A 25,681-nucleotide genomic window follows, 5' to 3' on the forward strand; every position below is an offset into this window, starting at 1 on the left:
GACTCGGACGTGGCTCGGCAGGCACCCCTGTGGCGGCGCCGGGTCTGCGGCGGGCGCGCCCGGACCCGTGGGCGTACGGTCGGTGCGCCTGGCCCCGGTGCCTCTGGGCCCGGGGCTCCTACGGCCGGGGCCGCTGTGGTGAAGCCGGCCCGTCCTCGCGCGGTCGTGACTGGAACAGCATCCCGGTGAGCGCGCGGAACACCTCGTCCGGGTCCTGCTCGCCCACCGGCCCGTCCAGGTTGTGACTGAGGAGCAGCGTCGCGAAGCCGTGGGCCAGTGACCAGGCCGCGACCCCGGCGAGGCGACTGTCGGGGCCCCGGCCCTCCTGCGGCACGGCGGAGACGGCACTGCGCAGCCGCTCGCCCGCGAGGGTCCTGGCCGTCGTCAGCTCCAGGTCGTTCGCCCGCAGCAGCTCCGGGGAGAACATGACCTGGAAGCAGGCCGGGTGCTCCCGCGCGAAGCGCACGTAGCGGACGCCGGCGTCCCGCAGGTCGTCGGCGTCGGCGAGCGCGGCCGCGAGCAGCTCGTACCCCTCCGCGGCGATCGCCGTCAGCAGGCCCGTGCGGTCCTTGAAGTGGTGGGCAGGGGCCGCGTGCGAGACACCCGCCCTGCGGGCCAGGTCGCGCAGGCTCAGTGCGGACGGCCCGTCGGCGGCGATGGCGTCGAGCGCCGCCCGCAGGATCGCGCGGCGCAGATCGCCGTGATGGTACGGGCGTTGGGGCCCGGTGTCCCCGGAGTCCCCCGTGGTCTCGGCGGTCCTGGTGGTCTTGGCGGCCCTGGTGGTCGGCGCGGTACCGGCGGCCCCGGTCGCCCCTGCCGCCGTGTCGGCTCCGTCGGCTCCGTCGGGGCCGACGGTCCTGCTCGTCCCGCTGTTCTTCCTGGTCTCGGCCATGCTCAAGAGCCTACGCGGAATCTAGGCATTGACAAGTTCCCCCTCCTCCGGCAATCTAGCCAGTGTCAAGTTACGCATCGAGCCGGACCGTGACGAGGGGATGAGTCATGTCGGAGAGCGTCAGCACGACCAGCGGAACCAGTAGGACCGAAGGAACCGCCCAGGCGGGCGCCGGCACGGACGTCGAGCTCGGACGGGTGCGCCAGCTCTGGCACCTCCTCGAACCCCTCCACGCCGTCTTCTACTACGCACCGGAGACCTTCGAGGAAGCCGCGACCCTCGGCTACGACACCAAGGAACGCTGGCCGAGCTACTTCCCCTACCGCGCAGCCCCGTTGGGCGCCGCCGGCAGCGAACGCGTCACCTCCGCCTTCTACAGCTTCAGCCCACGCATGGTCGCCGAACACATGAAGTCCGCCTGGCGGACCGCGAGTCCGCAGCAGGTCCTGGACGCCCGAGAGCGCGCCGTCGACCGCACCTACCGCGCGATATTCGGAGACCGCATCACCTCCCCCGAACTCGCCGAGGCGGCCGCACTCGCCCGCCGCGCCGCGGAAGCCGCGAACACCGCGGGCCGCCCACTCGCCGCGGCCAACGCCGAATCCGCCTGGCCCGAGGCCCCCCACCTCCAGTTGTGGCACGCGGCGACGATCCTGCGCGAACACCGGGGCGACGGCCACCTCGCGGCACTCCTCGTCGCCGGCCTCGACCCCGTCGAAGCCCTCGTCTCCTTCGCGGCGATAGGCGCGGCCTCCGTGGAACGCTTCGAGAGCCGCGGCTGGAGCCAGGAGGAATGGACCGACGCCCGCGAACGCCTCACCGCCCGGGGCCTGGTGGACGAAGACGGCACCGCCACACCCGCAGGCCGCGAACTGCGGCGCCAGGTCGAACAGCACACCGACGAACTCGCCGCCGCACCCTGGCGCGCGCTCGGCCCGGACGGCGCCGCCCATCTCGCCGACCTGCTCGGCGAGTTCTGGGTCGCGGCACTCGGCTCGGGCCTGCTCCCGTCGGAGACGACCCTGGGCATCGGCAAGGTGTGACCTTCTCCGGGCACGCCCGTCAGGCACTCAGCAACACAGGGGGGAGGGGGAGGGGAGGGGGAGGGGAGGGGGAGGGGAGGGGAGGGGCCCCGATGGGCAGAGAAAAGGGCGCCGGACGACCCCTCCCGCGGCGCCGGACACCCCCTCCCGCACCGAAAGCCGCCCGCCGACCTCATGTGTCGGTCTCGGCGGACGGCTCTGGTTGCGGGGGTTCAGTCGATGCGGCCGGCGCTGGGCTTCTTGAGTCCTCGGCGTTGGCGTTACGGCTGGTCGGGGCGGTCACGCTTCAGGCCTGCCGCGCCTTCGATCCTCTGCTGCGCGTCGTCGACCTGGTCCGTGTACTTGTCGCCCGTCTTCTCGTTGACCTTCTTCTCCGCCACGTCGGACATTTCCTTGGCCTTGTCCTGTCCGTGGCCCCTGAACCTGTCGAAGATGCCCATCCAGAGCTCCTTCCCGAGGTGACTCACCACCGACGATACGCCCGGCGTGCACCGATTGCCCGTTGGGGGCAGGTATGGGAGAGGAGCATCGGCGGCTACGGTGGGCACTGGGAGAACGCGCCCGTCAGGGGTGGATCCGGGGAGCTCGGGGAGGGGTGTCGTGGTGCGTCTGAGGGGTGGGGCGGTCGCGGCCGCACTGATGATGTTCGCCGTGGGGACCGGTGTCGCCGGCTGCCGTACGGGGGCCGAGGACTCGCCGGGGGCGAAGGGGACGGCGGCCGGTGGTCCGGCTCTCGCCGCCGTGGACTCGCTGACGGTCAAAGGGCGAGCACCCAAGACGGGATACAGCCGGGAGCGGTTCGGCACGGCCTGGGCCGACACGGACTCCAACCGGTGCGACACCCGGGACGACATCCTCAAGCGGGATCTGAAGGACGTGAAGTTCAGCGACGGCACGTGCAAGGTGTCGTCCGGGCTCCTCACCCCCGACCCGTACGGCGGGCAGGACGTGAAGTTCGCCCGCGGCCGCAGCCTGGTCGACATAGATCACTTGGTCGCGCTCTCGGACGCCTGGCAGAAGGGCGCCAAGTACTGGGACGCGAGCAAGCGGATCGCGCTGGCCAACGACCCGCTGAATCTGCGTGCCGTGGGCGCGAGTGCCAACCGCAGCAAGGGCGACGGTGACACCGCGACCTGGCTGCCGCCCGACAAGGCGTACCGGTGTACGTATGTCGCCGCGCAGGTCGCGGTGAAGAAGAAGTACCAGCTGTGGGTGACGAGTGCCGAGAAGGCGGCGATGAAGAAGGTCCTCTCCGGCTGCCCCGGTCAGAAGCTTCCTTCGGGCGGCAACCCGACGAGCGCACCGGCACGCTTCCACGCGAACTGACGTCCCAGGCGCCGGTCCGTATCTGCCCGTCGCGCCCGGGAACGCCCTGCCCTGCCCCTCCAGGGCACGCCCTGCCCTGCCGCCGCCGGGAGCGCTCAGCCCCCCGGAACACCCCACACCCCCGGGTGCCCGATGTCAGGCGTGAAATCCGTTTCGCCGCGTCGGACCGACGCCTACGGTGACGGGCATGGAGCTGAAGGTGTCGAGTCTTGCCGAACGTCCCGAGATGCTCGGGCAGGTGGTGAGGATGGCCAACAGTTGGCCGGAGTTCCTGCTGCACGACCCGGTGGGCAACTCGCACTACGGGCGGATCGCCACCGAGCTGCCGCAGTACGTGCTGTTCGCCGAGGACGAGCACGGACGTGTGGTGGCGCACGCGTACAGCGTGCCGTTCGCTCTCGCGGACGAGGAGCGGGGCGAACTGCCCGCGCGCGGCTGGGACGAGATGTTGTCCTGGGCGTTCGCGGATCTGCGGCGTGGTACACCGCCGGACACGGTCGGGGCTGTCTCGATCGTCGTCGCCCCGCAGGCGCAGGGTGGCGGGCTGTCGGCGCGGATGCTCTCCGCGATGCGGGACAACGCCCGGGCGCACGGTTTCGGTGAGGTCGTCGCGCCCGTGCGTCCAAGTGCCAAGCATCTGGAGCCGCGTGCGCCGATGGAGGAGTACGCGTTCCGGGAGCGTGCCGACGGGCTGCCGCACGATCCGTGGCTGCGTGTCCATGTCCGGGCGGGCGGTGTCGTCGAGGCGGTGGCGCCGGCGTCGATGACGGTGGCGGCGTCGCTGCAGGAGTGGCGTGGCTGGACGGGGCTGCCTCTCGACTCGGCGGGCCTCGTCGAGGTGCCGGGCGCGCTGGTGCCGGTGCACTGTGAACCAGCGCGCGGATACGCCGTGTACGTCGAGCCCAATGTGTGGGTGCGGCACACCCTGTGAGCTCGACGTACGGCGTGGTTCCGGGGTGGGTCAGCCGGACAGCTTGTCCAGGTCGAGGATCCTGCCGGCGGGCTTCTGCGCGGGGACGGGCTTGTCGTAGTCGCTGAAGGTGATCGTGCCCGGGTCCTTGGCGGAGGTGCTGTCGACGCGCAGCAGGTACGGCTTGCCCTCGGTGGCGACGTAGAGGGTGTAGCGGTCCTTGCCGTCCTTCTCGTGGAGGATGATCGCCGGGGTGCCGTCGACGGTGGTGGTCTTGCCGCGGGTGGCGTCGGAGTTCACGTCCTCCGCGCCGGCGAGGACGCTGTCGAGGTCGCAGAAGCCGGCCATGTCCTTGGCGTCGGAGCCGGTGGCGGCCATCTTGGTCCACTTGTCGGCGAGCAGTTCCACCACTCCGTCGGTCTCGGACTTGGGCTGGCCCTCGTCCTGGGCGCGCAGGAACTTCTCGTCGTACTTCATGTAGATGGTGTCGCCGGTCTTGATGAGGTCGGCCTTGCCCTGGCCGTTCATGCTCATGGTGCCGGCGCACCGGCCCTTCTTGTCGAGGGCCATGTCGATGCGGATCGTGCCGCCGTCCTCGTCGTCGGGGATGTCACCCTTCATGCGGAGCGAGGTGGCGCCTGTGGTGGCCTTGACGGCCCGGTCGGCGATCTCGCCGCCGGTGAGGCCGGCGAAGGGGCCTTTCGGCTTGCTGTCCGCCTTCGTCTCTCCGGGCAGGCAGCCGGTGAGGCCCGCGGTGGCCGCGGCGGCGAGGCAGAGTGCGGCAAGTGCGGTGCGACGCATGAGCGTTCCTTGGTGTGAGGTGGTGAAGAGGTGTGGGGGGAGGGCGAGGACGGCGGCGGGCGGCTGGTGTCAGCCCGTCTTCTTCCAGTCCCCGCAGCCGGTGGTCTTGAAGTAGCTGTCGTTGGCGCTGATGGTGACGACGGCCGTGCCGGTGACGTTGTTGTTGGCCACGATGGAGTTCATGGAGTGCGTGGCGTCCTTGTCGCGCTCCCAGTAGCAGCCGTCGTCCTCGTTGCCGGTGGACTTGTAGGTGCCGGGGGCGATGTCCGCGCCGATGCGGAACATGCCGCCGTCGCCCTTGATCTGGGTGGCGGGTGAGCCGGACGGCTTGGCGGCGACGGCTTCCCAGTCGTTGCAGCTGCTGGTCTTGAAGAGCTTGTCGCCGGCCTTGATGGTGACGTAGCTGGTTCCGGTGACGTTGTCGTTGGCGATGAGGGAGTCCATTTCGCCCGAGGCGTCCTTGGCGCGCTCCCAGTAGCACATGCCGTCGTCGTTGCCGGTGGTGCGGTAGGTGCCGGGCTTGATGTCGGAGCCGACCTGGAAGTCTCCGTCGCCGTCGAAGGCGGCCTTCTTCTCGGCCGTCTTGTCGGTCTTCTTCGTCTTGTCGCTCGTTCTGCTGTCGGCCTTCTTGCCGGACTCGCGGTCGGCGGAGGCGGAGGTGTCCTTGCCCTTGTTGCTGGATTCGTTGTCGTTGTCGCTGTTGCCGGCGTTCGCCGACACGGCACCGATGACGACGATGCCGACCACGGCCCCCAGACCCACCTTGACCTTGATGCCCATGACTGCGCCCTCCCCTGGCTGTGAACAGATCTTCCGAACGCACGGAGTTGCCGGTGCGTTCCGGCGGCCCGTCCGTTCGATGGGTCAATAACAACAGACTGTGTGAACCGAGTCAACACGGTTCACGAGAAAGGTTGTGTACACGCCTGTGAAGGGATAGATCTTGCGCACGCCGGTATGCTCGGCGTCACAGGCGAGGACGCTTCACGGACCAGAGCCGCGAAGACCGGGGCCGCAGGGGTGCACAGGGCGAGGGGCCGCGTGGCCCGGGCGCGACAGACCAGAACGAGGGGAGCCGGCGGGTGCAGGACAACGCGACAGAGGTGACCGCTGCCGGGATCGCGCGGCTCGCCGGGGTCGGCCGCGCCGCCGTCAGCAACTGGCGGCGGCGCCACGCCGACTTCCCCAAGCCCGTCGGCGGCACCGAGACCAGCCCCTCCTTCGCGCTCGCCGAGGTCGAGGCGTGGCTGCGCGAGCAGGGCAAGCTCGCCGAGGTCCCGCTGCGCGAACGCGTCTGGCAGCAGCTCGCCGGACACCCGCAGGGCCCGGTCACCGCCCTCGTGCACGCCGGCTGCGTCCTGCTGCTCATCCACGACCGGCCCACCGACTGGCTGGAGCTGAGCGCGGGCTCCGACGAGCGCCTCGCCGCACTGCTGCCCGCCGCGCTCGAACAGGTCGTCACCCCCCGCTTCGGCGCGCCCCGCGACCGCGCCGTGCACACCCCGACCGGTCCCGAACTGCTGCCCTCGGCCCCGCTCCTGCGCGGTGCCGCCGAGCTCGCCGCCGAGCTGGGCGCGCGGCAGACGTACGAGTTCCTGCTGGGGCGGCACCTGGACGCCAACCCGCGCCAGTACACGCTCACTCCGGGCGACCTCGCCTCGCTGATGGCGGAGCTCGCGGGACCGGCCCGTACGGCGTTCGATCCCGCGTGCGGCACCGGCGCGCTGCTGCGGGCCATGGCGCCGAGGCCGGACCAGGAGCTGTACGGGCAGGACAGCGCGCCCGAACTGGCGGCGCTGTCCGCGCTGAGGCTCGCCCTCCAGGGGAAGGCCACCGTCCGCACCACCTCGGGGGACAGCCTGCGTGCCGACGCGCACCCCGCGCTCGGGGCCGACGCCGTCCTGTGCCACCCGCCGTTCAACGAGCGCAACTGGGGGCACGACGAACTCGCCTACGACGCCCGCTGGGAGTACGGCTTCCCCGCCCGTACGGAGTCGGAGCTGGCCTGGGTGCAGCACGCGCTGGCCCACCTCAAGGACGGCGGCAGCGCGGTGCTGCTGATGCCCCCGGCCGCGGCCTCCCGCCGGTCGGGCCGCCGTATCCGCGCCGACCTGCTGCGCCGCGGGGCGCTGCGCGCGGTGATCGCCCTGCCGGTCGGCGCGGCGCCCCCGTACAACATCCCGCTCCACGTGTGGGTGCTGCGCCGTCCCGAGAAGGCGCCCGCGCAGCCCGAGTTGCTGCTGGTGGACGCCGGTGCGCCGGCCGGCGACGGGCGGGCCGGCGTGGACTGGCGGGCCGTGCGGACGGCGGTGCTCGACGCGTGGCGGCCCTTCGAGCGCACCGGCACTGTGCGGGAGGAGCCGGGGTTCAGCCGTGCGGTACCCGTCATCGAACTCCTCGACGACGACGTCGACCTGGCGCCGGCCCGCCATCTGCCGCCGGCCGCATCGGGCGGCGGCAGCGAGCAGCTGGTCGACGTGCGGGAACGGCTCGGCGAGACCCTGCGGCTCACCGCCGACCTGACGCCCCCGGAGGCCCAGGGTGCCCAGCCCGCACGCTGGCCCCTCATCACCGTCGGCGAACTCGCCCGCGGAGGTGCGCTGGTGCTGCGTACGGGAGGTAACGGCGCGCCCGCGCGCGTGCCGGTGCTCACCGACCATGACGTGCTCGCCGGAACCGACCCGTCCGGGACGCTGCCGGAGGGCGAGGAGGAAGCCGTGCTGGTCGAGGCGGGGGACGTCGTCGTGCCCGTGCTCGGCGGAGGGTCCGTCGCGCGCGTGGTGGACGAACGCACGGCGGGCGCCGCCCTGGGGCGCAACCTCACGCTGCTGCGGCCCGACCCGGCCGCGCTCGACCCGTGGTTCCTGGCCGGCTTCCTGCGCGGCACGGCCAACAACCGGCAGGCCAGCAGCTACGCGTCCACCGCGACCCGGCTGGACGTGCGCCGCCTCCAGGTGCCCCGGCTGCCGCTCGACGAGCAGCGCCGCTACGGGGAACGCTTCCGCGCGCTGGCCGAGTTCGAGGACGCGCTGCGGCGCGCGGGCCGGCTCGGCGAGCAACTGGTGCGCGGCATGTACGACGGCCTGACGGACGGGACGGTCGCGCCGGGCTGACGGGCTGACGGCCTGACGGACGGCCCGACGGACGGCCCGACGGCCCGACGGCCTGACGGCGCGACGGATTCCGGCACGGGGAGGGGCGGGCCGGCGCACGCGGTGGGGCCGCTCCGCACAAGGGGTTTCATCGGCTCCGCTCGCGGGCCGGCCTCCGCGGACGGGCGGTTCGGGTACATCCGATGGCCGGTCCGGGCAGGCGGACGGGCGGTCCGGGCACGGCGGGCCGACGGAACGGGGACTTCCGTCGTGGCCTGCGCGGGTGCCGCGGGACGGCGCGAAGTGATCAGCACGACAACGGTTCGGCGCAACCCGTAACCGGTTGTCCTTGTCGGCCTATACGCTCGGACTCCGAACTCGTACGTCCGTCCTCATCAGGCCTCCAGGAGCAGCCATGCAAGGCCACGGCCAGGCGCAGCCGGTGAAATCACCACCCCCCACCGGGTGGCTGGTCTTCCTGCGCGTGTTCTTCGTGGTGATCTCCGTGTTCACCCTCGGCCTGCTGGCCTGGACGATGATGCTGCGCCTGGCGATCGTGACGCGGAAGTCGGTCGACTGGGGGCTGTTCGTCGCCTCGATCGCGGCTCTGGTCCTCAGCCTCGTCCTGCTGGGCACCGAGCCCGGCGAGGAGGTCCACACGCCGGGCGGCTGGACGGGCATGGCGGTGCTCCTCGGCTCGCTGGTCGCCGAGATCGCGTACTACCTGGCGGCGGACATACGCCACTTCCACCAGCTCCGCTTCCCGGGCTTCGTACCGCACCAGCCCCCGCCGCAGGCGTACGGATATCCACAGTCTCCGTACACCGCCACGACGGTTCCGCAGAACCAGGGCCCGCACACGCGGCCGCCGATGCCCGCGACGACGCCGCCGCCCGCGACGACGGCGCCGCCCCAGCGGCACGCGCCCGCGCGGATCGACCAGGTGCGGGCCGAGCTCGACGAGCTCAGTGACTATCTGCGCAAGCACGACGGACATCAGGACGACGGCAGGGACGGCAGGGACCGCGGGTGAGCGTGGCGACAGGACGTGTGGTCGCGGACCGGTACGAGCTGTCCACGCTGATCGGACAGGGCGGCATGGGCCAGGTGTGGACGGCCTACGACCAGCGTCTGGACCGGCGGGTGGCGGTGAAGCTCCTGCGGCCTGACAAGGTCGCGGGCCAGGAGGCCGACGAGCTGCGCCGCCGCTTCGTGCGCGAGTGCCGGGTCACGGCGCAGGTCGACCACCCCGGTCTGGTCACGGTCCACGACGCGGGCAGCGAGGGCGAGGAGCTGTTCCTCGTCATGCAGTACGTCGACGGGGCCGACCTCTCCGACCACCTCGCCGAGCACGACCCCTACCCGTGGCAGTGGGCCGTCGCGGTCGCGGCGCAGCTGTGCGCCGTGCTGTCCGCGGTGCACGCCGTCCCGATCGTGCACCGCGACCTGAAACCGCGGAACGTGATGGTCAAGCAGGACGGCACGGTCACCGTCCTCGACCTGGGCGTCGCGTCCGTCATGGACACCGACACCACGCGGCTGACGCACACCGGCTCGCCCATCGGCAGCCCCGCCTACATGGCCCCCGAGCAGGCGATGGGCGGCGCCGTCGGCCCGTACACGGACCTGTACGCGCTGGGGGTGCTGCTGCACGAACTGCTCAGCGGGGACGTGCCGTTCTCGGGTTCGACGGCGCTCGGCGTGCTGCACCGGCACCTCTACGAGCCGCCGCTCCCGGTGCGCCGGCTGCGCCCCGAGGTGCCGCCCGCCCTGGAGAGCCTCGTGCTGCGGCTGCTGTCCAAGGACCCGCAGCACAGGCCGGGTTCGGCGCAGGAGACGTACGAGCAGCTGCTGCCGTTGCTGCCCGCGCGCGGTATGCCCACCGGCGCCCCGCTCGACCCCACCCGCCCCTTCCTGCGCCCGCACGCGCCGTGGCCGGACCGGGCGCGCATCCCGGCACCGCAGCCGCAGCCGCAGGCCCCGCCCGCCGTGGAGCGGGCCGATGTCGCGGGTGCCGTGGACGAGGTGAAGCGGCTGCTGGGCGAGGGGCGGATCACGCAGGCCGTGGACATCCTCGGGTCGATCCTTCCTGCCGCCGCAGCCGAGCACGGGGAGCACTCGCCCGTCGTGCGGACCCTGCGCAAGCAGTACGCGGCCACGCTGATGGACGACGGCCAGTACCGGCGGGCCCTGCCCGAGCTGCGCCGTCTCGCCGACGAGCGGGCCGCCGAGGCCGGCCAGGCCGACCCGCAGTCGCTGCGCTTCCGCTACGAGGCCGCGCAGTGCCTGGAGCAGCTCGGTGAACCCGCCGCCGCGCTCGCGGAGTACCGCGCCCTGCTGCCGTACTACGAGAACCAGTACGTCGCCGGCGACCCGGAGATCTCCCTGGAGGTGCGCCGCCGCATCGGCCACCTGCTGCTCGCCCTCGGCGACCGGGGTGCCGCCCACGACACGCTGGCGCGGCTGCTGCACGACGTGGAGCGGCTGCGCGGGTCCGGGCATCCGATGGTGGCGGAGATCCGCCGCACCTTGCAGTGGCTGGGCCAGGTCCGGGGCTGAAACCGCATCGCACTCTTTGCGCCGCCTCGGCCGAAGTTTGTGAACAGCGCCGAGTCCCGGGGCGGTTGCACGATCACCGTGGACCGGGACGTGTGGGACGCGCCGGTGGCGATCACCGGCTGACAACCGTGTGACGCGTGATGCCCGTGTGAGAGTGCGACGGTGCCCGAAGGCCGGGCGAATCGTTGGTCGAAAGGGTGGCCGAGAGCTGGGCCACTGCCTACCATCGATCACCGCAAGACTTTGTGCACCGTCGCACAATCTCCTCGGGAGGCTTCCTTGCACCGCCGCCGTCGCACCGCGCTCGTCCTCTCCGCCGCGATCGTCGCCGCGGCACCCCTGCTCACCGCGTGCGGTGGCGACGCCCATCCGGGCGCGGCCGCCGTCGTCGGCGGCCAGCGGATCACCGTCGCGCAGCTGGAGAGCCGGGTGAACGAGGTGCGCGACGCGCAGCGGGCCGCCACCCAGGACGACGCCCAGTACGAGCAGGCCGTCGCGAAGACCGGCAGCCTCACCCGCGACACCCTGCACAGCATGGTCCTCGACCGGGTCCTCGACCGTGCCGCGAAGAACGCAGGCGTGACCGTGACCCGCAAGGACACCCAGCAGATGCGCACGGCCCTCGAACAGCAGGCGGGCGGCGCGAAGGCCCTGGAGACGGCCTGGCTCCAGCAGTACGGGGTGGCCCCGCAGCGCCTGGAGGACAGCCTGCGCACCGAGATCGAGGCCCAGAAGCTGGCCTCCGCCCTCGGTGCCGACATGAACACCGCCGAGGGCAAGGCCGCGTTCTGGAAGGCGATGTCGGCCGCCTCCAAGCAGCTCGACGTCGACCTGAACCCGCGCTACGGCGCCTGGGACGTCCAGAAGAGCAGCCGCGTCGACGCGAAGACGCCCTGGCTGCGCGAGGTCACCGCGGCGGGCACCCAGCAGACCGCGTAGCGGCCCGCCGGCCCGGACGCGCCGGCGCCGGGCCGCGCCGGTGCCGGGCCGCGCCGGTGCCGGGCCGCGCCGCGGGCCCGGAGGCGGTGGCGCCGGGCACCCGGGCGGCTCGGCCGTACGGCTCGCGAACGCCTGCCGTACGGCCGCCCACAGCCTGTGGACAACCGTCCGGGCCGTCGGAGGCGTGGGTTACGTTCGAGGGGTGAACGCAACCAGCAGCTTCGACGGCGCCCCGACCGCTCCCGACCCCGAAGGCGACCCGGCCGCCGCCGACGGCACGGCCGCCCCCGACCCGGGCCGTGTCGTCCTGCTCACCACCAGCCACCGGGTGGCGCCCGGCCTGCTGTCCTGGCCCGCCTGGCAGGTGCTGCGCGACGCCGACCAGGTCGTCTGCGCCGACGGCACGCATCCCCAGCTGCCGTATCTGCGCGACGCCGGCGTCACCGTCGACGAAGGAGCCCCGACCGCGCAGGACCTCGTCGACGCCTGCGCCGGCGGCCGCACCGTGGTCGTCGTCGCCACCGGCGAGGGGGAGCCGCGGCTCACCGACGGCCTCGCCCGGCTGGCCGGCTCCGGCCGCATACGGATGCCGGACCTGGAGCTGCTGCCCGCCTCGTACGACCTGCCGGGCGCGCGACTGCTCGACCTCGTCCAGGTCATGGACCGCATTCGTGCCGAGTGCCCCTGGTCGTCCCGGCAGACCCACGAGGGCCTCGCCAAGTACGGCATCGAGGAGGCGTACGAACTCGTCGAGGCGATCGAGGCGGGTGACCGCGACGAGCTGCGCGAGGAGCTCGGCGACGTCCTCCTCCAGGTCGTCTTCCACGCCCGTATCGCGCAGGAGGGCCGGCCGGAGGACGGCTCCGAGCCCTTCTCCATCGACGACGTGGCCGGCGGCATCGTCGCCAAGCTGATCCACCGTCATCCGCACGTGTTCGGCGAGGAGACGGCCACGACGCCGGAGGAGGTCAAGGAGCACTGGCTGCGCACCAAGGCGGTGGAGAAGCAGCGGTCGTCCGTGACCGAGGGGGTGCCCCTGGGACAGCCGGGACTGGCGCTCGCCACGAAGCTGGTCTCCAGGGTGCGCACGGCGGGCCTCGACGTCGAGCTGCCGCGCGGCGAGGGCGTGGGGTACGAGCTGCTGGCCGTCGCCGCGCGCGCCGAGGCCGAGGGAGTCGACCCGGAGGCGGCGCTGCGGGCGGCGGCACGCGCCTACCGCGACGCGATCCGCACGGCCGAGGGCTCCGCCCCGGACGCCGACTGACCCACCGGCCCGCACCGGGCCACGGTCCCATCCGGGCCCCGGCTACGTCTGGGCCGGGACACGTCCGGATCGAAGTCACGTGCCGGCGTGGGCACGCCCGGATCGAAGTCGCGTGCCGGCTTGGGCACGTAAGGATCCGCGCCGCGTGCCGGCTTGGGCACGTAAGGATCCGCGCCGCGTCCCGGCTGGGGCACGTCCGGATCGGAGTCACATGCCGGCTTGGGCACGTCCGGATCGAAGTCACGTGCCACGTCCCGGCGGGGCACGCCCGGGCCCCGGTCGTGTCCCGGCCGCGGCGCCGCCCGGCCGCAGTCACGTCCGGGCCGTGCGGCCCGACGGGTTGTGCCAGCTCGGCCGTGGGCGGCCGAGCAGCCACTCCGCGGCCCCCAGCGGCCGGGGCTGCCCGGCCGGTCCCGGCACGTCGTGGAAGATCCGCTCCAGTGGTGTGCCGAGGGCGGGAAGCGTCTCGCAGACCTCCTCGACGAGCTCGGGAGGACCGGCCAGATAGACGTCGTGCCGGGCCCACCCGGCCCGGTTGCCCAGCGCGGTCAGGAGGCGTTCGGTCGCCTGCGTCCGCGGGCGGCCGGGCGCGGGCGTGATGAAGGTGACGGCGAGCTCGGGCAGCCGGTGCCGTAACCGCTCCACGGCTTCACGGCCGTACAGGTGCTCGATGTCGCGGGCGACCAGGAACAGCCGGGCCTCGTGCGACGTGTCGAGCTGCTCCAGCAGCGCCTTCACGGGAGCCCAGCCCGTGCCGGCCGCGATGAGGGTGACGGGCCGCTCCACGGAGCTGCGCAGGGTCAGCTCGCCGCCGGGCGCGCTCAGCCGCAGGACGTCGCCCTCCCGGGTCCGCCGGACGAGAGCGGTGGACAGCACCCCGTCCTCGACGCGGCTGACGTGCAGATCCACCGTGTGATCGGGGCGGGGCGCGTTGGCCAGCGAGTAGGGCCGCCAGACGCCGGGCAGATGAGGGACGTTGACGCCGACGTACTGGCCGGGGGAGTAGGGCAGCGGCCGCCGCGGCCGCAGGGTGAGGACGACGAGGTCGTCGCCGTGCCGCGTCCTCCCGGTCACCTCGGCGTCCCACCAGGGCGGTTCACCGCGGTGCTGCGCCTCCCACGCGCCCTGGAGCATCAGGTCCGAGATCGCCTCGTACGCCTCGCACCAGGCCTTCTCGACCTCCGCGTTCCACGCCGAGCCCGCGACGGCGGCGAACGCGGCGACCAGGCTCGCCCCGACGGCCGCGTAATGCTCGGGCTCGGCGAGGTACTTGCGGTGGTCACGGCCGAGTTCGCGCAGATAGTCGGGCAGTCCCGGGTCCTCCAGCCGCTCCGTCACATGGGTGAGCGCCGCGAACAGCCGGTCCCGCTGCCGCTCCATGTCCTGCGGGAGATCCAGCGGGAACAGCGCGCGAAGGTCCGGATGGTGGCGGAACAGATGGGAGTAGAAGTACTTGACCGCGAACTCGGCGCGCCTCTCGACGACCGCGAAGCTGGATCGGAGTATCTCGGGGTCCACGGCGCGAATGTATGGACTCGTCGAGCCGCGTGGTCAAGCAGCGGGCGATTTACGGACAGTCCGGATGAAGGGAACGCGGCGCCCCGTCGGCCCGGTGCGAACGGCTCCCCGTCGGGTGCGCGCGGCACCCGAGCCCGGCGCACGCGGGCCCCGGCCGACGGCCCCGGCCGGGCCGCGGCGGCGGACCCGGGCCGTGCGCGGACGCGAGCCGTCCGCCGTCGAGGGAGCGTGCACGCGGCAGGTGCGCGCCGTGCCGGCCACCCCGGCCGCCGGTCGGTCCCGGCACCTCCGGGCGCTGCGGATACCGTCGGGGAGTGACCGAGCCCCACGCCTCCGCCAGCCCCGCCCCCGAACTCTTCACCTGGGAGTTCGCGACCGACCCCTACCCGGCGTACGCCTGGCTCCGGGAGCACTCCCCGGTGCACCGGACCCGGCTGCCCAGCGGGGTGGAGGCCTGGCTCGTCACCCGGTACGCGGACGCCCGGCAGGCGCTCGCCGACCAGCGGCTGTCCAAGAACCCCGCCCATCACGACGAACCCACCCACGCCAAGGGGAAGACGGGCATCCCGGGTGAGCGCAAGGCCGAGCTGATGACCCATCTGCTGAACATCGACCCGCCGGACCACACCCGGCTGCGGCGGCTGGTCAGCAAGGCGTTCACCCCGCGCAGGGTGGCCGAGTTCGCGCCGCGCGTGCAGGAACTGACCGACCGGCTGATCGACCGGTTCGCGGGCGAGGGCTCCGCGGACCTCATCCACGACTTCGCGTTCCCGCTGCCCATCTACGCCATCTGCGATCTGCTCGGCGTCCCCCGCGAGGACCAGGACGACTTCCGGGACTGGGCGGGCATGATGATCCGGCACGGCGGGGGTCCGAGGGGCGGGGTGGCGCGGTCCGTCAAGAAGATGCGTGGCTATCTGGCCGACCTCATCCACCGCAAGCGGGAGGCGCTGCCCGAGCACCCCGCACCCGGCGAGGACCTCATCTCCGGGCTCATCCGCGCCTCCGACCACGGCGAGCACCTCACCGAGAACGAGGCCGCGGCGATGGCGTTCATCCTGCTCTTCGCGGGATTCGAGACGACGGTCAACCTCATCGGCAACGGCACCTACGCCCTCCTCACCCACCCCGGGCAGCGGGCCCGCCTCCAGACCTCCCTCGCCGCGGGGGAGCGGGGACTGCTGGAGACCGGGGTCGAGGAACTCCTGCGCTACGACGGGCCGGTCGAGCTCGCCACCTGGCGGTTCGCCACGGAGCCCGTGCGGATCGGCGGGCAGGACATCGCGCCCGGCGATCCCGTCCTCGTCGTCCTGGCGGCTGCGGACCGTGACCCCGCACGGTTCGAACAGCCGGACACGCTCGACCTGTCCCGGCGTGACAACCAACACCTCGGGTACGGCCACGGCCTTCACTACTGTCTCGGCGCGCCGCTCGCCCGTCTGGAGGGGCAGACCGCGCTCGCCACGCTCCTCACCCGCCTGCCCGATCTGCAACTCGCGGGGGATCCGGCCGATTTGCGCTGGCGCGGTGGCCTCATTATGCGTGGATTGCGCACACTTCCGGTGGAGTTCACGCCGATCAGGTAGGCATGCCGCGGAACGACGTCCCGATGGGTGTCGGGTGACGGTCCGTCACATCTGTGATCTTCACGTGATCTGCGCTGCATCGACTTGTGACAAGCGTTCGAGTGCGGATACGTTCACCCAGCAACGCGGCCCATCTGTCGCTGTAGCCGCTGTAGTCACCTGCTGTCACGCGAAAGGCTTCCGCATGCTCTCCGGGAACGGCCGTCACCGTCGCCCCCGTCAGGCCCCGGCTCTCATCGTCGCCGCTGGAGTGACCGGTTCGGCCATCGCGATCCCGCTGCTCGGCGCCACCAGCGCGAGCGCCGCCGACGGCACCACGTGGGACCGGGTCGCGGAGTGCGAGAGCGGCGGCGCCTGGAGCGCCGACAACGGCAACGGCTACTACGGCGGCCTGCAGTTGACCCAGGACAACTGGGAGAGGTACGGCGGTCTCGCCTACGCCGCGAGCGCCGACCAGGCCAGCCGCTCGCAGCAGATAGCGGTCGCCGAGAAGGTCCTCGACGGCGAGGGGCTCACCGCCTGGCCGACCTGCGGGCCGCTCTCCGGGCTCAGCAGGAACTCCGCTGACGTCGAGGTCGACACGGGCCTGGGCAACGGCTCCTCGAACGAGGGCGGCTCTTCGGACTCGTCCGATTCGTCCTCTTCAACTGATTCTTCCGACTCCTCTCTCTCGTCCGGTTCGTCCTCCCTGACCGACACCTCGCGCGAGGGCGGGAACTCCACCAAGTCCGACACCTCGTCGGACGGGGACTCCCAGGACTCGGACCGCTCGGACCAGGCGACGCCGAAGAGCGATGAATCGGACAAGTCTGGCCGGAATGACGAGTCTTCGGAGGTGTCCGAGGGCGGCACGGCCGGAGCCGGCCGCCATCGCGGCGACAGCGCCGACGAGGATGCGACGCAGGGCGCGGGTGACGCCCGCGAGGACGGCACTCCGGGGCGGCACGCCTCCCGCGGCTCGGGCCCCTCGCGTGAATCCGCCGACGGTTCCTACACCGTGCGCAACGGCGACAGCCTCTCGACGATCGCCGACGCCCTCGACCTGCCGGGCGGATGGTCCGGGCTGTACGACGCGAACAAGAAGACGGTCGGCGCCGACCCTGACCTCATCCTCCCCGGTCAGAGCCTTGCAGTTGATGCCGAATCGGGCGAAAAGTAGCGGGAGTTCGCGTCACGGTTCGCCGTGGAATGTCCGGTTTGGTGCGAGTGAGAGATGAGTCTCAGAGGCCCTGATCGTCTTTGGAATTCCGTCGACCGCATGCCTACGGTCGTGATCGCTCGCCACAGCGGGCCCCGACGGTCGCAACGCCGAATCCTGCCGACGGCCGTACGGGAACAGCCGACGCGTCAAGCGCCGTGGGCAGGAGCGGGGGACCCAAGGTAAGTGCCGCGACCGGTTGTTGGACCGGGAGCGGCTAGGGGTGGAGCCGAGCGCTGGAGCGCACGGCCGGGCACTCACCCGCCCGAACCCGACAGCTCACCTCGCAGGCGTCGGTGAGGGGATCCTCCATGCTGTTTTCCGACAAGGGCAAGCACCGTCGTCCGTCCAAGGCCGCACGTGTCGCCGCCCTCGCCGGTGTCACCGGTGTCGCCATCGCCGCTCCGCTGATGGCCGCCGGCAACGCCTCCGCCGCCACCGCGTCCGAGTGGGACGCCGTCGCCCAGTGCGAGGCCGGCGGCAACTGGGCCATCAACACCGGCAACGGCTACTACGGCGGCCTGCAGTTCGCGGCCTCCACCTGGGCCGCGTACGGCGGCACCGCCTACGCCTCCACCGCCGACAAGGCCTCCAAGGCCCAGCAGATAGCCATCGGCGAGAAGGTCCTCGCCGCGCAGGGCAAGGGCGCCTGGCCGACCTGCGGTACGGGCCTGTCGAGCGCCACGTACAACGGCGGCACCGCGGACTCCGCGTCGAGCACCACCACCCGTACGACGGAGCAGCCCGCCTCGCGTTCGGCCGAGCGCCCGGCCGCCGAGAAGACCGTCACCACCCCGACCGGCGAGAGGGTCAAGAAGGGTGACGGCGAGTACAAGGTCGTCAAGGGCGACACCCTCAGCTCCATCGCCGAGAAGAAGCACGTCAAGGGTGGCTGGCAGCAGCTGTTCAAGCTGAACAAGGACATCGTCGACGACGCCGACTTCATCTTCCCGGGCCAGCAGCTGCACCTCGGCTGACCGGCCCTCGCGCGGCGGCCGCGCCCCCCCACCGTCCTCCGTGCGTCCGTCCGCGTCCGCAGCCCCCACCTGCGTCCGCGCCCCCACCGGCCGTGTGCGGTCCGGACCGGCGTCCACGCCGTCCGGTCCGGCCCCACACCGCCGGCCGCGGCCCGGCAGCGGTCCTCGAAAGGCCTCAGCCGGTTCATGGCTCTCCCCTGGAGAAGGTCTCCACACTGGAGGCCTGGTGAGGGTCACCCCCGTCCCCACGGGCTCCCCGCCCCGGCACGTGTTCCCCCGCACGCGCCGGGGCGGGGCTTTTCGTGCGGGGCGGTATTCATGTACGGGGCAGGTTTTTGTTCCGTTCGGAAACAATTTACGCTCGGTTCTGCTCAAGGGGTGGTCGTCAGGCTGGCCGATCCCCCCGAGGCGGTTAGGCTCATGTCGCGAAGCCGTCCCAGGCTCCGCGCCGTGCCGGGCCCGGTGTCCGGCGTACCCGCGTCACATCCCAGAAGGAGATGCTCGTGCCGTCCATCGACGTCGTCGTAGCCCGGGAAATCCTGGACTCCCGAGGCAACCCCACGGTCGAGGTCGAGGTCGGCCTCGACGACGGCAGCACCGGTCGTGCCGCCGTCCCGTCCGGCGCCTCCACCGGTGCCTTCGAGGCCATCGAGCTCCGCGACGGTGACCCCAACCGCTACCAGGGCAAGGGTGTCGAGAAGGCCGTCCTCGCCGTCATCGAGCAGATCGGCCCGGAGCTCGTCGGCTACGACGCCACCGAGCAGCGCCTGATCGACCAGGCGATGTTCGACCTGGACGCCACCGACAACAAGGGCTCGCTCGGCGCCAACGCCATCCTCGGCGTCTCGCTCGCCGTCGCGCACGCCGCCTCCGAGGCGTCCGACCTCCCCCTCTTCCGCTACCTGGGCGGCCCGAACGCGCACCTGCTGCCCGTTCCGATGATGAACATCCTGAACGGCGGCTCGCACGCCGACTCCAACGTGGACATCCAGGAGTTCATGATCGCCCCGATCGGCGCGGAGTCCTTCTCCGAGGCCCTGCGCTGGGGTGCCGAGGTCTACCACACCCTCAAGAAGGTGCTGAAGACCAAGGGCCTGTCCACCGGCCTCGGCGACGAGGGCGGCTTCGCCCCGAACCTGGAGTCGAACCGTGCCGCGCTCGACCTCATCCTCGAGGCCATCAAGCAGGCCGGTTACATCCCCGGCGAGCAGATCGCGCTCGCGCTCGACGTCGCCGCGTCCGAGTTCTACAAGGACGGCAAGTACGAGTTCGAGGGCAAGTCCCGCTCGGCCGCCGAGATGACCGAGTACTACGAGGAGCTCGTCTCCGCGTACCCGCTGGTCTCCATCGAGGACCCGCTGTACGAGGACGACTGGGCCGGCTGGAACGTCATCACCGAGAAGCTGGGCGACAAGGTCCAGATCGTCGGCGACGACCTCTTCGTCACCAACCCGGAGCGCCTGGCCCGCGGCATCGAGGAGGGCTCCGCCAACGCCCTGCTCGTCAAGGTCAACCAGATCGGCTCGCTGACCGAGACCCTGGACGCCGTCGAGATGGCCCAGCGCAACGGCTTCAAGTGCATGATGTCCCACCGCTCCGGCGAGACCGAGGACGTCACGATCGCCGACCTCGCGGTCGCCGTGAACTGCGGTCAGATCAAGACCGGTGCCCCGGCCCGCTCGGACCGCGTCGCCAAGTACAACCAGCTGCTGCGCATCGAGGAGATCCTCGACGACGCCGCGGTGTACGCCGGCCGCAGCGCCTTCCCCCGCTTCAAGGGCTGAGTCGCACTGGCTTAGGAAGCGTCGTACGTACGTCCCCGTACTCGGTCCCGTACCGTGTGCGGGGACGTACGCACGTGACGGGCCGGCGGACGCGCAAGCACCGGGGAGGCGGGATACATGGCCGTGAAGGACCGGGACCGGTTCTCCACCGCGACCAGGCTGCGGCTGCTCGGCGAGCAGACGGCGGCCCGGGTGTACCGCTCGCAGACGAAGCGGCAGGCCCGTCGTTCCCGGCTGACCGGCCGCGCCGCGCTGCTCGCCCTCGTCCTGTGCTCCCTGATCGTCGCGCTCGCGTACCCGATGAGGCAGTACGTCTCCCAGCGCGCCGAGATCGCCGACGTGGAGCGCCGGCGGGAGCAGGCCCGCCAGCGGGTCGAGCAGCTGCGTGACCTCAAGGCGCGCTGGCAGGACGACGCGTACGCCGAACAGCGGATCCGGGACCGGCTGCACTACGTGATGCCCGGCGAGACCGGCTACATCGTCGTCGACCCGGACGCGGCGAAGCAGTCCCGCGCCGACCGGAGGGCTGCACCGCGCCCCTGGTACGCCAACGTCTGGGACGGCGTGGACAAGTCCGACGCCGCCGACAAGTGAACTGACCAGAAAGACATGTGACACACGGCATGGAAACGCCACCGCCGCCCACCCCGCGCACCGAACCGACCGACGCGGACGTCGAGGCCTTCAAGCAGCAGCTCGGCCGGCCGCCGCGCGGACTGCGCGCGATCGCGCACCGGTGCCCGTGCGGGCAGCCGGACGTCGTCGAGACGGCGCCGCGTCTTCCCGACGGGACACCGTTCCCCACGACGTACTACCTCACGTGCCCGCGGGCCGCGTCCGCCATCGGGACGCTGGAGGCCAACGGGGTCATGAAGGAGATGACCGAACGGCTGGCGACCGACCCGGAGCTGGCCGCCGCGTACCGTGCCGCGCACGAGGACTACATCGCGCGCCGCGACTCCATCGAGGTGCTGGAGGGCTTCCCCAGTGCGGGCGGCATGCCCGACCGGGTGAAGTGCCTCCACGTGCTGGTGGCGCACTCGCTGGCCGCCGGGCCGGGTGTGAACCCCCTCGGGGACGAAGCGATCGCCATGCTCCCGGAGTGGTGGAGCAAGGGGGCCTGTGTGGTCCTGCCGGACGGGGACCAGGACTGACTTGCCGCGAGTGACGGGAGCGGCCGCCTTCGGGCCGCCGCTCCGCGTCCGCGCACCTTTCGCCCCGGGACCCTGCCCCGGGCCCGCCCCCGCGCACCGGGGGACCGCCCCTCGGGGAGGAGCCGGGCCGGGACGGCCGGCGGCGGGGACGATCACGACAGGAGACCAGAGACCATGACCAGGGTCGCCGCCATCGACTGCGGCACCAACTCCATCAGGCTGCTCGTCGCCGACGCGGACCCGCGGACCGGTGAACTCGTCGAGCTGGACCGCCGGATGACGATCGTGCGGCTCGGACAAGGCGTCGACCGCACCGGACGGCTCGCCCCGGAGGCGCTGGAGCGGACCTTCGCGGCCTGCCGGGACTACGCGGCGCTCATCAAGGAGCTCGGCGCGCAGCGCCTGCGCTTCGTGGCGACCTCGGCCTCCCGGGACGCCGAGAACCGGGACGAGTTCGTACGCGGGGTGCTGGACATCCTCGGGGTCGAGCCGGAGGTCATCAGCGGGGACCAGGAGGCGGAGTTCTCCTTCACCGGGGCGACCAAGGAGCTGACGGGACGCGACGACCTCGCCCGGCCCTTCCTCGTCGTGGACATCGGCGGCGGCTCCACCGAGCTGGTGGTGGGCGAGGAGCACGTGCGCGCGGCCCGCTCGGTGGACATCGGCTGCGTACGCATGACGGAGCGGCACCTCGTGCACGAGGGCGCCGTCAGCGATCCGCCGACGCCCGCCCAGGTCGAGGCGATCCGCGCCGACATCGAGGCCGCGCTGGACCTCGCGGAGCGCACGGTGCCCCTGCGCGAGGCGCACACGCTCGTCGGGCTGGCCGGATCGGTGACCACGGTGTCGGCGATCGCCCAGAACCTCCCCGAGTACGACTCCGCGGCGATCCACCACTCCCGGGTCTCCTACGACAAGGTCCGCGAGATCACCGAGTGGCTGCTCGCCTCCACCCACGCCGAGCGGGCCGCGATCCCCTCGATGCACCCGGGCCGTGTGGACGTCATCGCCTCGGGGGCCCTCGTCCTGCTCTCGATCATGGAGCGGATCGGCGCCCGGGAGGTCGTGGTGAGCGAGCACGACATCCTCGACGGCATTGCCTGGAGTGTGGCCGGGGACTCCGGCGAGTAGCGGCCCGGCCTGCGGTGTCCGCCGGGGTTGCGCCCTCGGCGGCGCCGGCCCGGTGGTGACGCGGGCCACGGCCACGCCGTGGTCTGGCTCTCCTTTTACTACCAATCGGTAGCCTCGGCTGAGCAGGTCGAATAACGTATGAGCGCCCCCAGGCCGGCTGGAACGGCGCCGGGCGACATGCCGTCGGAAAACTTCGTGAAGTTCTTCACAAGGAAAAGGGCCCTGCTGGGCGAGGATCAGGCCCAGAGGGCCCCTTACGAGGGCTCACACGGCCCGGGAGCGTGCTCACCGGAGCGTCTCCGGGGCGGTCCGGGAGGGTCCCGCGGGGCAGTGGTCCGGTCGGCCGGTGGGGCCGGAGCGGCAGCTCACGCGGTGTTGACAACGGCCTTGGTGGCACAGTGGTTCCCCCGCGGCGACATGACCTGGGTCACGTGGGCGGCGCAGTGTAGCAGAGCCCCTGTCAAAGCTTGTGAAGGGGCGCACGAGCGACCCCCCGGGGGCGGGTGGATACTCGATGGCATGAGCACCACGGAGCGTCCCAGGATCCTCGTAGTAGGCGGTGGGTACGTAGGCCTGTACGCAGCTCGGCGCATTCTCAAGAAGATGCGCTACGGAGAGGCGACCGTCACGGTCGTCGACCCCCGGTCGTACATGACCTACCAGCCCTTCCTCCCCGAAGCCGCCGCCGGCAGCATCTCCCCTCGGCATGTCGTCGTCCCGCTGCGACGCGTGCTCCCGAAGGCGGAGGTCCTCACCGGCCGGGTCACCACCATCGACCAGGACCGCAAGGTCGCTACGATCGCCCCCCTCGTGGGTGAGGCGTACGAGCTGCCTTTCGACTACCTCGTCATCGCGATGGGCGCGGTCTCCCGCACCTTCCCGATCCCCGGCCTCGCCGAGCAGGGCATCGGCATGAAGGGCATCGAGGAGTCCATCGGCCTGCGCAACCACGTCCTCGAGCAGCTGGACAAGGCCGACTCGACCACGGACGAGGAGGTGCGGCGCAAGGCGCTCACCTTCGTCTTCGTCGGGGGTGGCTTCGCCGGTGCGGAGACCATCGGTGAGGTCGAGGACATGGCCCGCGACGCGGCCAAGTACTACACCAGCGTGTCCCGTGAGGACATGCGCTTCATCCTCGTCGACGCCGCGGACAAGATCCTTCCCGAGGTCGGCCCGAAGCTCGGCCAGTACGGCAAGGAGCACCTGGAGAGCCGCGGTGTGGAGATCTACCTCTCCACCTCCATGGACTCCTGCGTCGACGGTCACGTGGTGCTGAAGAACGGCCTGGAGGTCGACTCCAACACCATCGTGTGGACGGCCGGCGTCAAGCCGAACCCGGTCCTGTCCCGCTTCGGTCTGCCGCTCGGCCCGCGCGGCCACGTGGACACCCAGACCACCCTCCAGGTGCAGGGCACGGACTACATCTGGGCCGCCGGCGACAACGCGCAGGTGCCGGACGTCGCCGCCCGCAAGGCCGGTGTCGAGAACGCCTGGTGCCCGCCGAACGCCCAGCACGCGCTGCGTCAGGCCAAGGTCCTCGGCGACAACGTGATCTCCGGCATGCGGGGCTTCCCGCAGAAGGAGTACTCGCACTCCAACAAGGGTGCGGTGGCGGGTCTCGGCCTCCACAAGGGCGTCGCGATGATCGTCATGGGCAAGATGAAGATCAAGCTCAAGGGCCGTCTCGCCTGGTACATGCACCGCGGCTACCACGGTATGGCCATGCCGACCTGGAACCGGAAGATCCGCGTGTTCGCCGACTGGACGCTCGCGATGTTCCTCAAGCGCGAGGTCGTCTCCCTCGGCGCCATGGAGACTCCGCGCGAGGAGTTCTACGAGGCCGCCAAGCCGGCGCCCGCGGCGGCGGCCCCGGCGCCCGCCGCGAAGACCGTGAAGGCCAAGGCCTCCTGACCTCCGGTCACCGAACGCCCTGAAGGGGCCGCCCGCCATCCGTGGTGCGGGCGGCCCCTTCGGCGTTCCGCCGGACGGGTCAAGGAAGCGGCGGCCCGCACCGACGAAAAGCATGGCCGCTACACCTGTTTTGTGAAGCCGTAACGCGTAAGGGGGACTGCGCGCGGGGCGCGATGGTGTTTACGTGGTGTCGGAGCGTTCGGGAGTGTCCGACCCCGAACCCTCGGCTTCGTTCGAGTGGGGGAGACCCCCGTCGGAGGTGTGCGCCATGCAGGACGCCGCGCTGCGGCTGAAGAGCCTTGTCGAGCAGATGCTGGGAACCCCCCTCCCCGTGCGCATCCGCGCCTGGGACGGTTCGGAGGCGGGGCCCCCGGGCGCTCCCGTCCTTGTCGTACGCAATCGGCGGGCCCTGCGCCGACTGCTGTGGAAGCCGGGCGAGTTGGGGCTGGCCCGCGGCTGGGTCTCCGGTGACCTCGGCGTCGAGGGCGACCTGTACGCCGCCCTGGACCTGATGTCCGGGCTGGTGTGGGAGCGCGGGGAGGACGCCCGGGGGCTCGTCGAGTCGCTGCGCGACCCCCAGGTGCGGGCCGCCGTCCGCGGCCTGGTGGCCATGGCGGGCCCGCCGCTGCCGCCCGCCCCGCCGCGCGAGGAGACGCGCAGACACCGTCACCTGCACACCCGCCGCACCGACAAGCGGGCCATCAGCCACCACTACGACGTGGGCAACGACTTCTACGAGATCGTCCTCGGTCCCTCCATGGTGTACTCCTGCGCCTACTGGGAGGACGGCGGGACCCTGGAGGACGCCCAGCGCGACAAGCTCGAACTGATCTGCCGCAAGCTCGGCCTGAAGCCCGGTCTGCGGCTGCTGGACGTCGGCTGCGGCTGGGGATCGATGGCCATCCACGCCGCCCGCGAGCACGGCGTCGGCGTCGTCGGGGTCACGCTGTCGCAGGAGCAGGCCGCCTACGCCCGCAAGCGGGTCGCCGACGAGGGCCTGACCGACCGGGTCGAGATCCGGGTTCAGGACTATCGCGACGTCACCGACGGCCCCTACGACGCGATCTCCTCCATCGGGATGGCCGAACACGTCGGCGCCGAACGCTACCTGGAGTACGCACAGGTGCTGCACGGGCTGCTCAGGCCCGGCGGCCGGCTGCTCAACCACCAGATCGCCCGCCGCCCGCAGTGGGACGAGACGACGTACTCCGTGGACGAGTTCATCGACGCGTACGTCTTCCCGGACGGCGAGCTCGCGCCGGTCGGGACCACGGTGACACAGCTGGAGCGCGCCGGGTTCGAGGTGCGCGACGTCGAGTCCCTGCGCGAGCACTACGCGCTCACCCTGCGCCGCTGGGTCACCAACCTGGAGGCGCAGTGGGCACGGGCCGTCAAGCTCTCCAGCCCTCCGCGTGCCCGTGTCTGGCGCCTGTACATGGCGGCCAGCGCGCTCGCCTTCGAACACAACCGCATCGGGGTGAACCAGGTCCTGGCGGTCAGGGCACCCGAACCGTCCGGTGCCTCCGGGCTGCCGCTGCGGGCGCGGACCTGGAACTGACCCGCACACGCCGGGGCCCGTCCCGAATCCGTACGGGA

General features: G+C 71.9%; 22 protein-coding genes, 1 pseudogene and 1 riboswitch. Of the genes and pseudogenes, 18 read left to right on the forward strand and 5 right to left on the reverse strand.

Annotated elements, in window-relative coordinates:
- Nucleotides 1-118: 118 nt before the first annotated feature.
- Nucleotides 119-694 carry a TetR/AcrR family transcriptional regulator gene (locus ACZ4IF_RS32175; protein ID WP_467569390.1) on the reverse strand — a complete coding sequence of 192 codons (576 nt, stop codon included), beginning with the start codon at nucleotides 692-694 and terminating at the stop codon, nucleotides 119-121.
- A gap of 305 nt (nucleotides 695-999) precedes the next feature.
- Between ACZ4IF_RS32175 and ACZ4IF_RS32180 the strand changes: the two genes are divergently transcribed.
- On the forward strand, nucleotides 1,000-1,935 hold the full coding sequence (locus ACZ4IF_RS32180; protein WP_467569187.1) for an SCO6745 family protein: 936 nt from the start codon (nucleotides 1,000-1,002) through the stop codon (nucleotides 1,933-1,935).
- 260 nt (nucleotides 1,936-2,195) lie between these two features.
- On the opposite strand, the gene ACZ4IF_RS32185 is transcribed toward ACZ4IF_RS32180, so the two are convergent.
- Entirely contained in the window at nucleotides 2,196-2,375 is a 180-nt protein-coding gene (locus ACZ4IF_RS32185) for an Rv0909 family putative TA system antitoxin (protein ID WP_095934843.1), read from the reverse strand.
- Between the two features lie 160 nt (nucleotides 2,376-2,535).
- Between ACZ4IF_RS32185 and ACZ4IF_RS32190 the strand changes: the two genes are divergently transcribed.
- Both ACZ4IF_RS32190 and ACZ4IF_RS32195 read left to right on the forward strand, forming a co-directional pair.
- Nucleotides 2,536-3,261, forward strand: a complete 726-nt coding sequence (locus tag ACZ4IF_RS32190; protein WP_467569190.1) for an HNH endonuclease family protein — start codon at nucleotides 2,536-2,538, stop codon at nucleotides 3,259-3,261.
- A 187-nt stretch (nucleotides 3,262-3,448) separates the two neighbouring features.
- Complete coding sequence (locus ACZ4IF_RS32195; RefSeq protein WP_467569192.1) at nucleotides 3,449-4,192, forward strand: N-acetyltransferase; 744 nt, start codon at nucleotides 3,449-3,451, stop codon at nucleotides 4,190-4,192.
- A gap of 30 nt (nucleotides 4,193-4,222) precedes the next feature.
- Here ACZ4IF_RS32195 and ACZ4IF_RS32200 read toward each other — a convergent pair whose 3' ends face one another.
- Nucleotides 4,223-4,972 carry a LolA-like protein gene (locus tag ACZ4IF_RS32200; protein WP_467569194.1) on the reverse strand — a complete coding sequence of 250 codons (750 nt, stop codon included), beginning with the start codon at nucleotides 4,970-4,972 and terminating at the stop codon, nucleotides 4,223-4,225.
- A 69-nt stretch (nucleotides 4,973-5,041) separates the two neighbouring features.
- Entirely contained in the window at nucleotides 5,042-5,752 is a 711-nt protein-coding gene (locus tag ACZ4IF_RS32205) for a hypothetical protein (RefSeq protein ID WP_467569197.1), read from the reverse strand.
- A gap of 302 nt (nucleotides 5,753-6,054) precedes the next feature.
- On the opposite strand from ACZ4IF_RS32205, the gene ACZ4IF_RS32210 reads away from it, so the two are divergent.
- The 6 genes and pseudogenes from ACZ4IF_RS32210 to ACZ4IF_RS32235 all read left to right on the forward strand — a co-directional run bounded on the left by ACZ4IF_RS32210 (nucleotide 6,055) and on the right by ACZ4IF_RS32235 (nucleotide 12,826).
- Nucleotides 6,055-8,085 carry an N-6 DNA methylase gene (locus tag ACZ4IF_RS32210; protein ID WP_467569200.1) on the forward strand — a complete coding sequence of 677 codons (2,031 nt, stop codon included), beginning with the start codon at nucleotides 6,055-6,057 and terminating at the stop codon, nucleotides 8,083-8,085.
- A 394-nt stretch (nucleotides 8,086-8,479) separates the two neighbouring features.
- The gene (locus ACZ4IF_RS32215; protein WP_467569202.1) at nucleotides 8,480-9,097 is read left to right on the forward strand and encodes a hypothetical protein; all 618 of its coding nucleotides are present in this window, start codon (nucleotides 8,480-8,482) and stop codon (nucleotides 9,095-9,097) included.
- A gap of 38 nt (nucleotides 9,098-9,135) precedes the next feature.
- Nucleotides 9,136-10,623 (forward strand): serine/threonine-protein kinase, encoded by a 1,488-nt coding sequence (locus ACZ4IF_RS32220; protein ID WP_359496571.1) that lies wholly within the window; start codon nucleotides 9,136-9,138, stop codon nucleotides 10,621-10,623.
- A 39-nt stretch (nucleotides 10,624-10,662) separates the two neighbouring features.
- A pseudogene (locus ACZ4IF_RS32225) lies at nucleotides 10,663-10,746 on the forward strand (glycoside hydrolase domain-containing protein); the annotation flags it as partial.
- A gap of 156 nt (nucleotides 10,747-10,902) precedes the next feature.
- On the forward strand, nucleotides 10,903-11,562 hold the full coding sequence (locus ACZ4IF_RS32230; RefSeq protein ID WP_467569205.1) for a SurA N-terminal domain-containing protein: 660 nt from the start codon (nucleotides 10,903-10,905) through the stop codon (nucleotides 11,560-11,562).
- Nucleotides 11,563-11,764: 202 nt separating this feature from the next.
- A complete protein-coding gene (locus ACZ4IF_RS32235) occupies nucleotides 11,765-12,826 on the forward strand; it encodes a nucleoside triphosphate pyrophosphohydrolase (RefSeq protein ID WP_467569208.1) in 1,062 nt (353 codons plus the stop codon).
- A 312-nt stretch (nucleotides 12,827-13,138) separates the two neighbouring features.
- Here ACZ4IF_RS32235 and ACZ4IF_RS32240 read toward each other — a convergent pair whose 3' ends face one another.
- Complete coding sequence (locus ACZ4IF_RS32240; RefSeq protein ID WP_467569211.1) at nucleotides 13,139-14,344, reverse strand: globin domain-containing protein; 1,206 nt, start codon at nucleotides 14,342-14,344, stop codon at nucleotides 13,139-13,141.
- 314 nt (nucleotides 14,345-14,658) lie between these two features.
- Between ACZ4IF_RS32240 and ACZ4IF_RS32245 the strand changes: the two genes are divergently transcribed.
- The 9 genes from ACZ4IF_RS32245 (at nucleotide 14,659) to ACZ4IF_RS32285 (ending at nucleotide 25,643) form a co-directional block, all read left to right on the forward strand.
- A complete protein-coding gene (locus ACZ4IF_RS32245; protein ID WP_467569214.1) occupies nucleotides 14,659-15,930 on the forward strand; it encodes a cytochrome P450 family protein in 1,272 nt (423 codons plus the stop codon).
- 184 nt (nucleotides 15,931-16,114) lie between these two features.
- Complete coding sequence (locus ACZ4IF_RS32250) at nucleotides 16,115-17,089, forward strand: transglycosylase family protein (RefSeq protein WP_467569217.1); 975 nt, start codon at nucleotides 16,115-16,117, stop codon at nucleotides 17,087-17,089.
- A 183-nt stretch (nucleotides 17,090-17,272) separates the two neighbouring features.
- A riboswitch (cyclic di-AMP (ydaO/yuaA leader) is annotated at nucleotides 17,273-17,436 on the forward strand.
- 3 nt (nucleotides 17,437-17,439) lie between these two features.
- Nucleotides 17,440-18,105: a transglycosylase family protein gene (locus ACZ4IF_RS32255; RefSeq protein WP_467569220.1), complete on the forward strand. Its 666-nt coding sequence runs from the start codon at nucleotides 17,440-17,442 to the stop codon at nucleotides 18,103-18,105.
- Nucleotides 18,106-18,602: 497 nt separating this feature from the next.
- Entirely contained in the window at nucleotides 18,603-19,889 is a 1,287-nt protein-coding gene (eno, locus tag ACZ4IF_RS32260) for a phosphopyruvate hydratase (RefSeq protein WP_028803896.1), read from the forward strand.
- Nucleotides 19,890-20,006: 117 nt separating this feature from the next.
- A complete protein-coding gene (locus tag ACZ4IF_RS32265; protein ID WP_467569224.1) occupies nucleotides 20,007-20,483 on the forward strand; it encodes an FtsB family cell division protein in 477 nt (158 codons plus the stop codon).
- Nucleotides 20,484-20,512: 29 nt separating this feature from the next.
- Nucleotides 20,513-21,043: a DUF501 domain-containing protein gene (locus ACZ4IF_RS32270; protein ID WP_095934827.1), complete on the forward strand. Its 531-nt coding sequence runs from the start codon at nucleotides 20,513-20,515 to the stop codon at nucleotides 21,041-21,043.
- Nucleotides 21,044-21,217: 174 nt separating this feature from the next.
- Nucleotides 21,218-22,174: a Ppx/GppA phosphatase family protein gene (locus ACZ4IF_RS32275; RefSeq protein WP_359496535.1), complete on the forward strand. Its 957-nt coding sequence runs from the start codon at nucleotides 21,218-21,220 to the stop codon at nucleotides 22,172-22,174.
- Nucleotides 22,175-22,693: 519 nt separating this feature from the next.
- Nucleotides 22,694-24,085, forward strand: a complete 1,392-nt coding sequence (locus ACZ4IF_RS32280; RefSeq protein ID WP_467569229.1) for an NAD(P)/FAD-dependent oxidoreductase — start codon at nucleotides 22,694-22,696, stop codon at nucleotides 24,083-24,085.
- Nucleotides 24,086-24,353: 268 nt separating this feature from the next.
- A complete protein-coding gene (locus ACZ4IF_RS32285; RefSeq protein ID WP_467569232.1) occupies nucleotides 24,354-25,643 on the forward strand; it encodes a class I SAM-dependent methyltransferase in 1,290 nt (429 codons plus the stop codon).
- Nucleotides 25,644-25,681 lie beyond the last annotated feature (38 nt).

Source organism: Streptomyces sp. NPDC025784, from assembly GCF_055558435.1.